14 protein-coding genes are annotated in these 12,900 nt (G+C 71.6%); 7 read left to right on the top strand and 7 right to left on the bottom strand.

Features of this window, described 5'->3' with window-relative positions:
- Position 1: 1 nt before the first annotated feature.
- Both ACIRB1_RS35680 and ACIRB1_RS35675 read right to left on the bottom strand, forming a co-directional pair.
- Positions 2–346, bottom strand: coding sequence for a hypothetical protein (locus ACIRB1_RS35680; protein WP_352178608.1), 345 nt, complete (start codon positions 344–346; stop codon positions 2–4).
- Positions 347–384: 38 nt separating this feature from the next.
- Entirely contained in the window at positions 385–711 is a 327-nt protein-coding gene (locus ACIRB1_RS35675; protein WP_352178607.1) for a plasmid stabilization protein, read from the bottom strand.
- Positions 712–1,220: 509 nt separating this feature from the next.
- Here ACIRB1_RS35675 and ACIRB1_RS35670 point away from each other — a divergent pair.
- On the top strand, positions 1,221–2,204 hold the full coding sequence (locus ACIRB1_RS35670; RefSeq protein ID WP_403468398.1) for a hypothetical protein: 984 nt from the start codon (positions 1,221–1,223) through the stop codon (positions 2,202–2,204).
- A 12-nt stretch (positions 2,205–2,216) separates the two neighbouring features.
- On the opposite strand, the gene ACIRB1_RS35665 is transcribed toward ACIRB1_RS35670, so the two are convergent.
- The 3 genes from ACIRB1_RS35665 to ACIRB1_RS35655 form a co-directional block, all read right to left on the bottom strand.
- A complete protein-coding gene (locus ACIRB1_RS35665) occupies positions 2,217–3,035 on the bottom strand; it encodes a hypothetical protein (protein WP_403468397.1) in 819 nt (272 codons plus the stop codon).
- Between the two features lie 133 nt (positions 3,036–3,168).
- Positions 3,169–3,993 carry a DUF427 domain-containing protein gene (locus ACIRB1_RS35660; RefSeq protein WP_403468396.1) on the bottom strand — a complete coding sequence of 275 codons (825 nt, stop codon included), beginning with the start codon at positions 3,991–3,993 and terminating at the stop codon, positions 3,169–3,171.
- 193 nt (positions 3,994–4,186) lie between these two features.
- On the bottom strand, positions 4,187–4,873 hold the full coding sequence (locus ACIRB1_RS35655; protein ID WP_403468395.1) for a DUF2848 domain-containing protein: 687 nt from the start codon (positions 4,871–4,873) through the stop codon (positions 4,187–4,189).
- A gap of 163 nt (positions 4,874–5,036) precedes the next feature.
- Here ACIRB1_RS35655 and ACIRB1_RS35650 point away from each other — a divergent pair, with 163 nt between their 5' ends.
- The 3 genes from ACIRB1_RS35650 to ACIRB1_RS35640 are packed head-to-tail and all read left to right on the top strand — an operon-like array spanning position 5,037 to position 7,563.
- Entirely contained in the window at positions 5,037–6,401 is a 1,365-nt protein-coding gene (locus tag ACIRB1_RS35650; RefSeq protein WP_403468394.1) for an MFS transporter, read from the top strand.
- 29 nt (positions 6,402–6,430) lie between these two features.
- Complete coding sequence (locus ACIRB1_RS35645) at positions 6,431–7,222, top strand: carbon-nitrogen hydrolase family protein (protein ID WP_403468393.1); 792 nt, start codon at positions 6,431–6,433, stop codon at positions 7,220–7,222.
- Positions 7,219–7,563, top strand: a complete 345-nt coding sequence (locus ACIRB1_RS35640) for a cupin domain-containing protein (RefSeq protein WP_403468392.1) — start codon at positions 7,219–7,221, stop codon at positions 7,561–7,563. Before ACIRB1_RS35645 ends, ACIRB1_RS35640 begins: the two co-directional genes overlap by 4 nt.
- A gap of 9 nt (positions 7,564–7,572) precedes the next feature.
- Here ACIRB1_RS35640 and ACIRB1_RS35635 read toward each other — a convergent pair whose 3' ends face one another.
- Positions 7,573–8,199: a GntR family transcriptional regulator gene (locus ACIRB1_RS35635; RefSeq protein WP_352178954.1), complete on the bottom strand. Its 627-nt coding sequence runs from the start codon at positions 8,197–8,199 to the stop codon at positions 7,573–7,575.
- A 234-nt stretch (positions 8,200–8,433) separates the two neighbouring features.
- Between ACIRB1_RS35635 and ACIRB1_RS35630 the strand changes: the two genes are divergently transcribed.
- The 3 genes from ACIRB1_RS35630 to ACIRB1_RS35620 all read left to right on the top strand — a co-directional run bounded on the left by ACIRB1_RS35630 (position 8,434) and on the right by ACIRB1_RS35620 (position 11,117).
- A complete protein-coding gene (locus tag ACIRB1_RS35630; protein ID WP_352178599.1) occupies positions 8,434–8,928 on the top strand; it encodes a peptidylprolyl isomerase in 495 nt (164 codons plus the stop codon).
- Between the two features lie 189 nt (positions 8,929–9,117).
- Positions 9,118–9,945, top strand: coding sequence for a DUF1684 domain-containing protein (locus ACIRB1_RS35625; protein WP_403468391.1), 828 nt, complete (start codon positions 9,118–9,120; stop codon positions 9,943–9,945).
- Between the two features lie 194 nt (positions 9,946–10,139).
- Positions 10,140–11,117, top strand: coding sequence for a winged helix-turn-helix domain-containing protein (locus tag ACIRB1_RS35620; protein WP_352178597.1), 978 nt, complete (start codon positions 10,140–10,142; stop codon positions 11,115–11,117).
- Between the two features lie 285 nt (positions 11,118–11,402).
- Here ACIRB1_RS35620 and ACIRB1_RS35615 read toward each other — a convergent pair whose 3' ends face one another.
- Positions 11,403–12,803, bottom strand: a complete 1,401-nt coding sequence (locus tag ACIRB1_RS35615) for an NtaA/DmoA family FMN-dependent monooxygenase (RefSeq protein ID WP_403468390.1) — start codon at positions 12,801–12,803, stop codon at positions 11,403–11,405.
- Between the last annotated feature and the right edge of the window lie 97 nt (positions 12,804–12,900).

Genomic DNA, 12,900 nt, shown 5'->3' with positions numbered 1-12,900 from the left:
CTCACCGCTTGCTCGTGAGCCGCAGGTCGATCTCCTGTTCCTGGTCTCCCGAGGCCGTGCCCCGCTCGTCCACGGCGAAGGTGACGTTCAGGGCTTCGCGGAGCTGGTCGACGGCGACGTAGCCGCCCTGGATCGTGGCGGAGACCGAACCTTCCAAGGGGAGGGGGTCGGTGGGGATCCACTCCTGTGTCGGCTCGAACTCCGCGGTCCATACGGCGGTGTGGTCGCCCGGCTGTTCCTGGGGGACGTCGTCGGCGGGCCGGTCGGTGGGGAACGCGGTCCGCAGCACGCCGAAGACGGTCGCGGCGTCCTCCTTGGACGCTCCGGTGAGGGACACGGTGACCATGGGGATCACTCTCCTTGAGGTGGTGCGGCGGGGGCGGGTCAGCGGCCGAGGGCGCGAGCCAGTTGCTGCTTGTTCATCGACGAACGGCCCTCGATGCCGCGCTTCTTCGCCTCCGCGTACAGCTGGTCCTTCGTCGGTCCCTGCGCCCCGCGATGGGAGCGCTCACCGCCGCGCTGCGAGGCGGACTTGGGGTCGCGGGTGGACGTCCTGCTCGCCGTCGCGGACTCACCGGCGCGGGCCCGCTCCTTGTTCACGGTGCGCGCGGCGATCTCCTTCGCCCTGCCCTTGGAGACGCCTCGCTTCTCGGCACCTTCCTTGATGTGCTCGTACTGACGCTCTCGCTTCGGGCTGGAACCTCGCGGCATGATGCTCTCCTTTTCTCTTCGCTCGGGAACGGCATCCGACGTGCTCGGCCGTTTTCCGGCGGTTTCCCAGGTACCCGTCGGAGGCCATTTCTCACTCGGGCCCCCCGACACGGGTCGCTCCCATCTGATGCGCGGCCCGTTCGGTGTGCGAGCAGACGGCCACCGAACGGATGAGGGTGCGCACCGCGTCGGCCGTCGGTGCGGCGGGCCGGGGTCACACGGGTGGCGTACTCGCGTGGCGGGGCGGCGGGCGGACACCTAGTAATGGACTGGATCAGCTTGTTCATCGCACTTCGGGGGGCGATAGCAGCATCAGCCTCTTCATGGAGCCGAGCATGACCACCCGCTCTTTCTCGCCCAGCCCGGACCAACCCGAGATATCTCACGGCGCCGCACCCCATCCGCTCGCGTCCTCCGACGCGGGACCGGCCGACGGAGCGCCGCCGACGTCACGTCCGTCGCAGGAGGCTCCCGCCCGGTCCGGCCCCGAGGGCGAGTACGCCGATCCGATGCACGGCCTGCTGCACGCCGCCGTCGCCGACCGGCCGCTGGAGGAGGTGCTCCAGCTCATCACCATGCTGGAGCAGTCACCGAAGTACGCGCAGGCCACCGTCGACGCCCTCCGGGCGGTCGGGGTGGACCGGTCCGTGGAGGACGTCACGCGCCTGGTGACCCTGCTGACCCGGCCACCGCGCAACCCCGACAGCGCCGACGAGGCGATCCGCGCGGCGGCCGAGCACCGTCCCGTGGAGGACGTCACCCGGCTGATGGCCCTGCTGCACCGGCCCCCGCTGGAGCCGCACTGCGGCGAGGAGGCGCTCCGGGCCGCGGCCGGCCGTCCCGTCGAGGAACTCGTCCAGCTCATCGGCCGCCTGGCCGAGGATCAGGACGCGACCGCCCGGGCCACGAGCCGGTCCGTCGCCGCGACCGCCGCGGACTACGAGTCGCTCGGCCGTGACCGGCCGGCGGCGAGCGCCCCGGAGCCGGAGGCCGATGACCGCCCCGCGCGTCAGCACCGTCCGCGCCGTCCGCGTGCGACGGCACGGCGCACCGCTCCCCCGGTCTGGCCACGGCTGATCGCGGCGGTGGCGCTCCTGCTGTGCGGGCTGTCGTACTTCCCGCTGCACCGTGACGGAGCCTCCGCCGCCGCCTACGGCTGCGTGCTCGGGGTCTCGGTCCTGTGCGTCCTGCTGGCACCGGCGCTGGTGCTCCTGGGCGGTCCGACCGTGCTCGGCGTGTCCGTGGTGGTGCCGGCCGTGCTGGCCGCCCTTCAGTTGTTCGACGGGCGGTTCCACTCCTCACGCGTCTCCGAGGCGCTGCGGATCACCGCCGCGCCGTCCTGGTTCGCCGGGCTGATGGCCGTACTGGCCGCGCTCGCGGCGCTCACGGCCCTGCTGGCGCTGCTGGCGTCGCGGAGGTTCGGCAGGCAGGTGGACCTCGCCGGGCTGCCTGATCCTCGGGCGCTGGCCGACGCGGGCCGGTCGCCCCAGTAGGGCCTACGCCGTTCAGTGAGCGGTGGCGCCGGAGCCGATCCCGGCGTCACCGCTCGCGGACGGCACGCTCGACGCCGGTGCCTCGGGGCTGGAGGCGGCGCTGTGGCTCGGGGTGGCACCGGAACCGTGGCTGGTCCTCGGCTCCGGGCTCGCGGACGGCGATGCGGTACTGCCCGCATACGATCCCGCGCTGCTCGACGTGAGCGGCGTGGGCGTCGGGCTGTGCGTGGGGGCATGCGTTCCGGTCGAGCCTCCGCCGAACGACGTGCCCGTGCCGGACTCGTTCCTGACCGCGGCCGCCAGCGGCTTGCCCATGATGAGCTCCCCCGCGGTCACCGTGACCATCCCCAGGGCGAAGATCAGTCCTGTCGCCAGGGCGTACTTCTTCCAGCCGATGGACTTCCAGAACGAACCGGTGCGGTGGCCGCCCACCGTTTCCGACGCGCTCTCGGAGGAGTCGGGGGAATCGGCGGGCGATGTCGCCGTATCGCCCGAGGAGTCGCCCCCGAACGCCGCCCGCGCGTCCGCGCGGTGCATCGCCCGCTCCTCGCTCGGTGTGAGCGCCATCGCCACCGACGGGACTCTTCTCCGGATTCCCTCTCCCGTCCGCCGGAACGCGTGCTGGAAGACCGCGGCGCCGGTGGTCGCGCTGGCGCTGACCACGGCGGCGCCGACGATCGTCCCGGTCACCCCCAGCAGGGACGCCAGTACCGCGCCCACCACGGTGGCGAGCGCGCTCGCCACCACCTGGACAGCGGTCAGATCGAGCACCTTGCGCTTCGGCTCCCGTTTCTTTTCGTCCTTCTTGTCATCCTTTGTGTGACTCTCCATCAACGTCCTTCAATATCCTGTGACAGTCCCGGAGCACGACAGCCGTCGAAGAGGCATGTGCAAGGTGTCGACTGCCCTGTCGGCGCTGTTTCACCTCAACTGGAGGGAACAGGACCGGACTTCACCGGTTCCGTCATGTCGACGACTGCTCCCGGAGCGCGTTCGTGAAGGGCGTGACCGGCCGCTCCAGGGGGTCGCCGTCCACGACGATGTCGACCGCCTCGTTGTAGAAGGCGAGGAGGTCCTTGACGGCGCCGACCGCGGGCAGGGGCTGCGGATAGCTCCAGACGATGTTCGGCGGGACGGCGGGGACACTGTCCTCGCTCCGCCACGACCAGTAGGTGGCGGTGCCCTTGTAGGGGCAGCCGGTGCTGTGGTCGGTCGGCTCGAACAGGTCCAGGCGGACGTCCTCGCGCGGGAGGTAGTACCGGGTCGGCAGGCCGGTCTCGAAGACCAGGACCGGGCGGTGGCTGTCGGCGACGACCGTGCCGTTGATCTCCACCCGGACGTGACGGCTGCTGGGGATGGCGTCCACGCGCTTGTGCGGGTCACGGGGGTGGATGAAGATCTCTTCCTCTTCCTCGTACCAGTGGTCGAGCCCCCGGCCGACCCGCCGGAACCACTCGAACGCGATGTGCCCGGCCAGGTCGTCGGCGGGGTAGGTCCAGGCCGCGTTCTCCGTCGACTCCCCGTCGATCAGGAGGTCGTAGAAGATCCGGGAGCCGGTGTGCGCGCCGGTCGGCGGGTTCTTCGCCGGGCGGAGGAGGTCCTCGCGGACCTCGTCGTGCGGGAAGGCGTAGAGCGGTACGGGGAGGCCGGGTTCCCAGACCAGGACGGGGTGGCGGCTGTCCACGACGGTGGTGTCGTTCTTCCGGCCGCGCACCCAGCGCGGGCTGGGCTCCCAGAGGAGTCCCTCGGGGGTGGTCCTGACGTCCTGTGCGGTGGGGAACGTGCTCATGACGATTGCTCCCTGGCGGGTGGGGCGGCCCGGGTGGCCGCTGTGGCCGATCGTCGCGTGCCCGTTGCTTCCGACGGTGGTTTCCCGCCAGGTGTCGGCGGCGGGAGTCCACTGGACGGGTGCAGACCCCCGCCACCACGCCGACGGGCTTCGGGCCCTCACGTCAGTTGCCCGCACCCACCCCACCAGTGCGTCAGCCGATGGGCTCCGGCAGCGGCCGCACGTCGTAGGCGAGGCCGATGACGTCCCCGCCCGCCGGATCGGCCAGCTCCACGCGCCATCCGTCGGCGAACTGATCGACGCCCGCGGCCATGGGAATGGTGCCGGAGATCAGCACGGTCCCCGGCACCAGGTCACCACGGGAGCGCAGCACGTCCACCCAGTAGCCCGGGGTGAGCAGTTCGGCGAGCGTGCCGGCCTGGATCTCGGTCTCGGTGCCGCCGTGGCTGACCCAGGCCCGCAGGGTGAGTTCGTCGATACGGGACTCCACGTCGGCCAGCCGCCAGGCGCGGCGGGCCAGGACATCGGGGCCCGCGTTCTTGCTCCACGCCACCCCGTGCACCTCCAGGTCACGGTCGGTGTGATCACATGCGGCGGTCAGCAGCAGCTCCCCGTCCGCCGCGACGACCAACGCCCACTCGGCCTCGCCGGAGGTGCGGCCGTGCTGGACCGCGACGCGCTCGGTCTGCTGGGCGAGGTACGGGGAGACCGGGTACAGCGCGGGCGTCACGGACGGTCCCGGCACACCCAGTTCGGCCAGCTCCGCGACGTGCGCGGCGACATCGTCCTGGCTGCGCCCGGCGTATCCGGCGTTGAGAACCTGGACGACGTCGACCTCGCGCGTCGATCCGTCGGGCAGTTCGAAGGTCAGCACGGCCATGAGGGCACTCCCAGTGATCGGGGAAGGGGGAAGGGGGCACGGAGAGCGAACCCCTGCGGATCCTGATTTCTCCGCGGTTAACTTCCGGCGCGGGGCTTGCGCATACGACCTGTATACAAGAAGTATGCCGGAAGGTCGATGTCTCCGAGCAAGGATGGGCACCATGCACGACACCCCGAAGAGCGACACCGGCGCCGCGGAGAGGCGCTCCGGCGTCCGCCGCGCCTTCGTCGCGAGCCTCACCGGCACGGCCCTGGAGTGGTACGACTTCGCCGTCTACTCCGCCGCCGCGGCGCTGGTCTTCGGCGATCTGTTCTTCCCGTCGGAGGACCCGCTCACCGGCACGCTCCTGGCGTTCTCCACCTACGCCGTCGGCTACGTCTCCCGCCCCCTCGGCGGCTTCGTCTTCGGCCGGCTCGGTGATGTGATCGGCCGCAAGAAGGTGCTGATCGCCACACTCGTCCTGATCGGCGTGGCCACGTTCGCGATCGGCCTGCTGCCCGCCTACGGCACGATCGGCGTGGCCGCGCCGATCGCGCTGGTCGTGCTGCGCTTCGCCCAGGGCGTCGGCGTGGGCGGCGAGTGGGGCGGCGCCGTCCTGCTGTCCAGCGAGTTCGGCGACCCGCGCCGCCGGGGCTTCTACGCCTCCGCCGCCCAGGTCGGCCCGCCCGCGGGCAACCTGCTGGCCAACGGTGTGCTCGCCGCCCTCGGCGCGCTGCTCACCGAGTCGCAGTTCGAGTCGTGGGGCTGGCGGGTGGCGTTCCTGCTGTCCGGCGTCCTGGTCGGCTTCGGCCTGTGGATCCGGGCCAAGCTGGAGGAGACCCCGGTCTTCAAGGCGATGGAGGCCGAGCAGTCCCGCCCCCGGACCCCGATCCGCGAGGTCTTCACCACCCAGCCCCGCGCGCTGACCGCCGCGATCCTGTGCCGGGTCGGCCCGGACGTGCTGTACGCGATGTTCACGGTCTTCGTGCTGACGTACGCCACCCAGGAACTCGACATGTCGCGCGGCTCCGCCCTCGCGGCCGTCCTCATCGGCTCCTCGGTCCAGGTCTTCCTGATGCCCCTGGCCAGCGCCCTCTCCGACCGCGTCAACAGGCGCCTGCTGTACGGCGTCTCGGCGATCGCCGCCGCCGTGTGGCCGTTCGTGTTCTTCCCGATGGCGTCCGGCGGCTCATGGCTGCCGCTCGCCGCCGGAGTCCTGGTCGCCCTGGTCATCCACTGCTGTCTCTACGGCCCGCAGGCCGCCTTCATCGCCGAACAGTTCTCGCCCCGGCTGCGCTACACCGGCTCCTCACTCGCCTACACCCTGGCCGGCCTCATCGGCGGCGCGATCGCCCCGCTGCTCTTCACCACCCTGCTGAGCGCCTACGACAGCTGGGTGCCGCTCGCCCTCTACATCGCCCTCGCCTCCGCGATCTCCCTGGCCGGCGTCCTCCTGGGGCGCAACCCCGAGGCAGCCGTCGACGAGGACGCACAGCTCGCCGCGCCGAAGACCCCGGTCGCGGCCGACCTCCCCCTGTCCCACTGACCACGGCCCCCGACAAGGAGGCACCGCCCATGCGGATCGCCCTCAGCCAGCTCACCACCGGCCCCGACCCCGACAAGAACCTGCGCCTCATAGACGAGTGGACCCGTCGCGCGGCAGACGCCGGAGCCCGTGCCGTCGTCTTCCCCGAGGCGTCGATGGCCTGCTTCGGCACACCCCTCGCCCCGCTCGCCCAGCCCCTCGACGGCCCCTGGGCCGACGGCGTCCGCGAGATCGCCCGCACGACCGGCACGGTCGTCGTGGCCGGCATGTTCACCCCGGCCGACGGAGGACGGGTCGCCAACACCCTGCTCGCCACCGGCCCCGGCGTCGAGGAGTCGTACGACAAGATCCATCTCTACGACGCCTTCGGGTTCCGGGAGTCCGAGACCGTCGCCCCGGGTTCCCGCACCGCCGTGATCGACGTGGACGGTGTCCGGCTGGGGCTGGCCACCTGCTACGACGTCCGCTTCCCGGAGCTGTTCCGGGCACACGCCGACGCCGGGGCGGTGGGCACCCTGCTCGCGGCGTCCTGGGGCGCGGGGCCCGGGAAGCTCGACCAGTGGGAGCTGCTGGTGCGGGCCCGCGCGCTGGACGCGACCGTGTGGGTCGCCGCCGTGGGCCAGGCCGATCCCGGCACCGGTCCCGGTCCGGTGCCGACGGGTGTCGGACACAGCCTGGTGGTGGGCCCCGACGGGACCGTACGGGCCGCTCTCGGCGCCGAGCCGGAGCTGCTGGTGACGGACCTGGACGTCGACGAGGTCGGCGCGGTCCGCGAGAAGACGTCCGTGCTGGCGAACCGGCGGCCGGAGGTGTGGGGATGAGCGGGCCCGAGCTGGAGTTCCACCGCCCCGACGGGCCCTGGCGCGCTCCGGCCGGTGCCGGGCCCGGTGTCGAGGAGTGCGTGCTGGCGGAGGACCCCGAGAGCGGCCGGCGCACCGCGCTCGTCCGGTGGGCGCCGGGCACGGACACCTCGGCGGCGGGCGTGGCCCTGCACGACGTGTGGGAGGAGGTCTACCTAGTCGAGGGCGCGCTGCACGACCTGACCCTGGACCGGACGTTCACCGCGGGCATGTACGCCTGTCGCCCACCGGGTATGCCGCACGGGCCGTGGACCGCGCCGGACGGTGTGACGATGCTCGTGATCACCTATCCCGGAGCCTGACGGGACGCCTCAGCCGTCGAGGAGCACCTTGAGGGTCGACTGGAGGTGGTGGTCGATGGCCGCGCACGCGGCTTCCGCGTCACCGGCGGCGAGGGCGTCGACGATCGCCTCGTGCTCGTCGAGCACCGCTTTCTGCCGGCCCTGCTGGTTGAAGACGGCCACGACCCCGGCCCGGACCTGGCGGCTGCGCAGGCCGTCGTAGTGCCGGTCCAGGAGGGTGTTGCCGACGGCCGACACCAGCAAGGCGTGGAAGCGGTGGTCCACGGCGATGAACTCCCGGGTCTCCTCCTCGCCGGTGAGCGCGCGCTGCTCGTCCAGGAGGGCGCGCAGCTCGTCCAGGGGGACCCGCCCGGCCGCGACGAGGCGCTCGGCCGCGTACCGCTCGACCATGCCGCGCAGCTCCATCAGCTCGCGCACCTCGCGGCCCGTCAGCGGTGCCACGCGGGCTCCGCGCTTGGGGACGAGTTCGACCAGGTCCTCCGCGGCGAGCATCAGGAGCGCCTCGCGGATGGGGGTGCGGGAGACACCGATACGATCGGCGAGGTCCTGCTCCGACAGGAAGGCCCCCTGCATCTCGGGGTCGGTCAGCACCGTGTCCTTGAGATACGCGTAGGCCTTCTCCCGACCGGACGCCACGGCAACCCCCAGACATCGCATACAGTTTGTATACCGACGCTACCACGGGGGTTTCCGCACCACACGGGTCCGTCGGCAGGCCCACTCCCCCGGCACCGACCGTGAGCGCTCCGGTCTGTGGATAGAGTTCAGAGAACTGGACTCCGATCAGGGTTCTTTGACGTAACGGCCTGACGCACGGCACACGGCCACGCCAGGCAGAGTGTGCAACACACCGAAAGTGAAGAATTGATCATGAGTAACGTCTACTTCGACATCACCATCGACGGCGCTCCCGCGGGCCGCATCGTCTTCAACCTCTTCGACGAGGTCGTCCCGAAGACCGCGCGCAACTTCCGTGAGCTGGCCACAGGGCAGAACGGTTTCGGCTACGCGGGCTCCGGCTTCCACCGCGTCATCCCCCAGTTCATGCTCCAGGGCGGTGACTTCACCAACCACAACGGCACCGGTGGCAAGAGCATCTACGGTGAGAAGTTCGCGGACGAGAACTTCACGCTGAAGCACGACCGCCCGTACCTCCTGTCGATGGCGAACGCCGGCCGCAACACCAACGGTTCGCAGTTCTTCATCACGACCGTCGTCACCTCGTGGCTCGACGGCAAGCACGTCGTCTTCGGCGAGGCCGTCGAGGGCCAGGAGATCATCGACAAGATCGAGTCCCTGGGCTCGGACTCGGGCGCCACCAAGGCGAAGATCGAGATCGCCGCGTCCGGCGTCGTCGACGCCTGACCTCCACCCGTAGCGGGTCGGGAACGGTACCGCGGGCCCCGGGGACGGAACGTCGTCCCCGGGGCCCGCGGTGTCGCAATCCTGAAAAGAAGCTGTCACACACGGACCGGAATCCCCCGCCCGGCCGTCGCGGTTGGCATTGTCACGACCCCGTTGCGAGGCCGGGCCTCGTGCGACGAAGGAGTGACCATGACCGTTGACCTGACCACGACGGACCTGCGGGCCTTCACCGAGGACTGGCTGGAGTGGTACCGCGGGCAGGAGGAACGGCTCGCCGCTCCGCACGGTTTCCTCGCGATCACCGGCCTGCACTGGCTGGACGAGCGCCCGCAGCGCTTCCCGGACGCGCCCGGAGCCTGGTGGACCGACGTCGACGGGGTCGCCGTGGCGCTCGACGACGGCGAGGAACTCGTCGTGGCGGGAGAGACCGTGCGCGGTGAGCACCGCTTCGGTGTGCTGCCCGAGCGGGGCGGTGTCGACGCGGTCTGGGGCGATGCCGTGATCGAGGTGGCGAAGCGCGGCGGGAGCGACATCGTGCGGCCCCGGCACCCGGACGCGCCGCTGCGCACCGCGTTCGCCGGTACGCCCGCCTACGCGCCCGATCCCCGCTGGGTGGTCCAGGGGCGTTACACGGCGTTCGACGCGCCGCGTCCGACCACCGTGGGCGCCGCGGTCGAGGGGCTGGAGCATGTGTACGACGCGCCGGGCCGTGTCGAGTTCGAGCTGGACGGGCAGTCGCTGGCCCTCACCGCGTTCCCGGGGCGTGGGCCGGGCGGCCTGATGGTGCTCTTCACGGACGCCACCTCCGGGGTGACCACGTACGCCGCGAACCGCTCCCTCACGCTCCCCGCGCCGGCCGCCGACGGCACGGTCGTCCTGGACTTCAACCGCGCGACGAACCTGCCGTGCGCCTACACCGACCTCGCGACCTGCCCGCTGCCGCCGGCGGAGAACCGGCTGCCGGTGTCCGTCGAGGCCGGACAGAAGATCCCCCGTGAGCGGGGCGGAGCGGCCTGATCCACGCCCCTGACATCACCGGGCCGGCACCGGCGCCTGATCGGCGCCGCCGGCCCGGTTCGGCGTTCGGTCCCCGGCTCCGAACCCGACAACCATGCGTGCCTCTCAGTCGTCCCCTTTAGTGCGCGCAGGTTTACGCGCGGTCGCACCCCCCACAGAGTCCGCGCACGGACGGTGCGCAGGAAAGAGGCCGCATGCTCCGTATTCACTTCACGTCGCACGATCTGCAGAGCGTCCGGGTCGCCCGCCAGCCCCACGCTCTCTGGGAACTCGTCTGCGGTGTCTGCCGGTTGGACACCCGGCAGGGGGCACTCGAGTTCGGACACTGGCGCCGGTCCGTCCGTGAGGGGCTCGCGAGGGACCCGCGGGCCCGGCGGGCGCTGCTGCCGCTCCAGACCCTGATTCCGCCGGTGGGCTACATCCCCGACTTCCTCACCCCGTCGGTCACGGGCGGCGGGCTGGCCGTCGGGCTCGAAGAGGTGCGGTCCACGTCCCGCACCCGGCTGACCCGTGAGCTGTCCCGGCTCGCGGAGTCGCGTCCGCTGCCGTCCTGGGTGTCCAGCCTCAACCGGCCGGGCGTCAAGGCGCTGGGAACGCTGACGCGGGCGCTGGAGCTGTCCTGCAAGACGCTGCTGGAACCGTACTGGCCGCGCATCCAGACGGCGATCGGCAACGATGTCGAGCTGCGTTCACGGGCGCTCCTCGACGGCGGCACGTCCGCTCTCCTGGACGCGCTGCGCCCGCACGCCCGCTGGAACGCTCCGGTACTGGAGGTGAACTATCCCGTCGACCGCGAGCTGTACCTGGAAGGGCGCGGTCTGCTGCTCGTCCCGTCGTACTTCTGCTGGCGCAGGCCCACCGCGTTAGCGGACCCGACGTTAGGCCCCGTGCTCGTCTACCCGGTCGCCAAGCAACCGTTGGAGGTCGCCCGCGCCAGCAAGGACGGCCTGGAACGGCTGCTGGGCCGTACCCGTACGGTCGTCCTGGCGCATCTCGCCAATCACGGGGCGCGCACCACGTCCGAGGTCGCCTCGGCCGCCAACATCGCGCTGCCCAGCGCCAGTTACCAGCTCGGCGTGCTGCGCGACGGGGGCCTGGTGGCCAGCCACCGGGAGGGCCAGTTCGTACGCCACTCGGCAACAACCCTGGGGCTGCGGCTGCTTGACCGGTGAACGACGGAGGCAACGACGAAGTGGCGCCGCGCACACCTCGGCCGGCGCCACTTCGAACCGCTTCGAATTCATTGCCGTCCCATGGCCCTCCCGGTCATCGTGTGAGCAGATCGCGCACGAACACCACCAACTGGACGGCCGGCGTGAGCCGTTGCCGGTGACGGACCTGACCAGTCCACCACGCCGGCGGCGTGTCGACGCCGTGAGGCATGGCGCGACCGGGCGCGGTGGCCACCGTGGACAGGGGGACGGTGGCCATCGCGCCCTCGGCGTGTCCTGCGCGGGTCAGCCCGCTCGGCGCCGGTCCGCCACGGCGCGGTGGGTGAGGGGCTCGCGCAGGGCCAGGTGCTCGCGCAGGGTCGTGCCGGTGTACTCGGTGCGGTAGACGCCGCGTTCCTGGAGTGCGGGGACGAGCAGGTCGACGATGTCGTCGAGGCCGTCGGGGATCAGGTACGGCGTGACGTTGAAGCCGTCGATCGCGCCGTGCCGTACGAAGTGGGCGAACTTGTCCGCCAGCCCCTCAGGGGTGCCGACATGGCCACGCTGGGGGCCGAGCGCGATGACGGTCTCACGCAGGGACCAGCGGTTCGCGTCGGCCTTCTCGCGCCATTCGGCGACGACGTGACGGGGGTCGGCGATCCGCCGTGCCCCGAAGGAGCCGTCGTTCTCGGCGACCACCGGGTCCTCCTTGGGCAGCGGCCCGTCGGCGTCGCGGCCGGAGAGGTCGATGCCCCACAGGAGTCCCGCGATGCCCAACGCCGTTGCGGGGGTGACCTGTTGGAGGCGTATCCAGCGCTTCTTCTCCAGGGCCTCCTCTTCCGTGGCGCCGATGATGATCTCGGTGCCGGGGAGGATGCGCAGGTCGTCGTCGGGTCGGCCGACGGCCCGCAGCCGGCGCCGCAGGTCGTCGGCGAAGGCGAGCGCGTCGTCGAAGTCGTTGCCGTGCGCGGAGAAGATGACGTCGGCGTTGCGCGCGGCGAAGTCCCGTCCCTCGCCGGAGTCCCCGGCCTGGAAGATCACCGGGTGCCCCTGGCTGCTGCGCGGCAGGGTGGGTGCGAGGTCGACGTCGAACTGCGGTCCCTGGTGCCGGACTTGGCGTACGGCGCCGGGTGCCGCCCAGGCCGGGGCACCGGCCGAGCCGGAGACGGCCGAGTCCTGCCAGCTGTCCCAGAGCGCGCGGGCGACGGTGAGGAACTCCTCGGCGCGCCGGTAGCGGTCGGCGTGGTCGAGGAAGCCGCCGCGCCGGAAGTTGGCGCCGGTCCAGGCGTTGTCGGTGGTCACCACGTTCCAGCCCGCGCGGCCCTCGGAGAGCAGGTCGAGGCCGGACAGGCGGCGGGCGAGGTCGGCGGGTTCGTTGAAGGTGGTGTTGGACGTGCTGACCAGGCCGATGCGGTCCGTCACGGCGGCCAGCGCGGCGAGTTGGGTGATGGCGTCGGGCCGTCCGGCGATGTCGAGGTCATGGATCTGTCCGTCGACCTCCCGCAGCCGCAGCCCCTCCCCGAGGAAGAACGCGTCGAACAGGCCGCGTTCGGCGGTCTGCGCGACGCGCCGGAAGTTGGCGGGGTCGATCTGGGAGCCGCTCGCCGGATCGGACCAGACGGTCCAGTGGTTGACGCCCTGGAAGAAGACACCGAAGTGCAGTTGGGCGTCGGGGCGGGGCACGTCGAGGGGGTCGGTGCGGGTCATCGGGCGTCCCTAAGAATGTTGGCGGTCCGGGAGGACCGGGTGTGGCTGATCGGGCGTTGCCGTTGATGGCTCCGGAGGAATGGCCGCCTGGTCCTCC

This window comes from Streptomyces sp. NPDC096013, assembly GCF_044763565.1.
Taxonomy (GTDB): domain Bacteria; phylum Actinomycetota; class Actinomycetes; order Streptomycetales; family Streptomycetaceae; genus Streptomyces.
Note: the sequence above shows the minus strand (reverse complement) of the source record. Positions and strands in the feature narration are given on the sequence as shown.

Coding starts and splice junctions, on each gene's coding strand:
- ACIRB1_RS35680 (WP_352178608.1), bottom strand. CDS start 346: ATGGTCACCGTGTCCCTCACCGGAGCGTCCAAGGAGGACGCCGCGACC.
- ACIRB1_RS35675 (WP_352178607.1), bottom strand. CDS start 711: ATGCCGCGAGGTTCCAGCCCGAAGCGAGAGCGTCAGTACGAGCACATC.
- ACIRB1_RS35670 (WP_403468398.1), top strand. CDS start 1,221: ATGCACGGCCTGCTGCACGCCGCCGTCGCCGACCGGCCGCTGGAGGAG.
- ACIRB1_RS35665 (WP_403468397.1), bottom strand. CDS start 3,035: ATGGAGAGTCACACAAAGGATGACAAGAAGGACGAAAAGAAACGGGAG.
- ACIRB1_RS35660 (WP_403468396.1), bottom strand. CDS start 3,993: ATGAGCACGTTCCCCACCGCACAGGACGTCAGGACCACCCCCGAGGGA.
- ACIRB1_RS35655 (WP_403468395.1), bottom strand. CDS start 4,873: ATGGCCGTGCTGACCTTCGAACTGCCCGACGGATCGACGCGCGAGGTC.
- ACIRB1_RS35650 (WP_403468394.1), top strand. CDS start 5,037: ATGCACGACACCCCGAAGAGCGACACCGGCGCCGCGGAGAGGCGCTCC.
- ACIRB1_RS35645 (WP_403468393.1), top strand. CDS start 6,431: ATGCGGATCGCCCTCAGCCAGCTCACCACCGGCCCCGACCCCGACAAG.
- ACIRB1_RS35640 (WP_403468392.1), top strand. CDS start 7,219: ATGAGCGGGCCCGAGCTGGAGTTCCACCGCCCCGACGGGCCCTGGCGC.
- ACIRB1_RS35630 (WP_352178599.1), top strand. CDS start 8,434: ATGAGTAACGTCTACTTCGACATCACCATCGACGGCGCTCCCGCGGGC.
- ACIRB1_RS35625 (WP_403468391.1), top strand. CDS start 9,118: ATGACCGTTGACCTGACCACGACGGACCTGCGGGCCTTCACCGAGGAC.
- ACIRB1_RS35620 (WP_352178597.1), top strand. CDS start 10,140: ATGCTCCGTATTCACTTCACGTCGCACGATCTGCAGAGCGTCCGGGTC.
- ACIRB1_RS35615 (WP_403468390.1), bottom strand. CDS start 12,803: ATGACCCGCACCGACCCCCTCGACGTGCCCCGCCCCGACGCCCAACTG.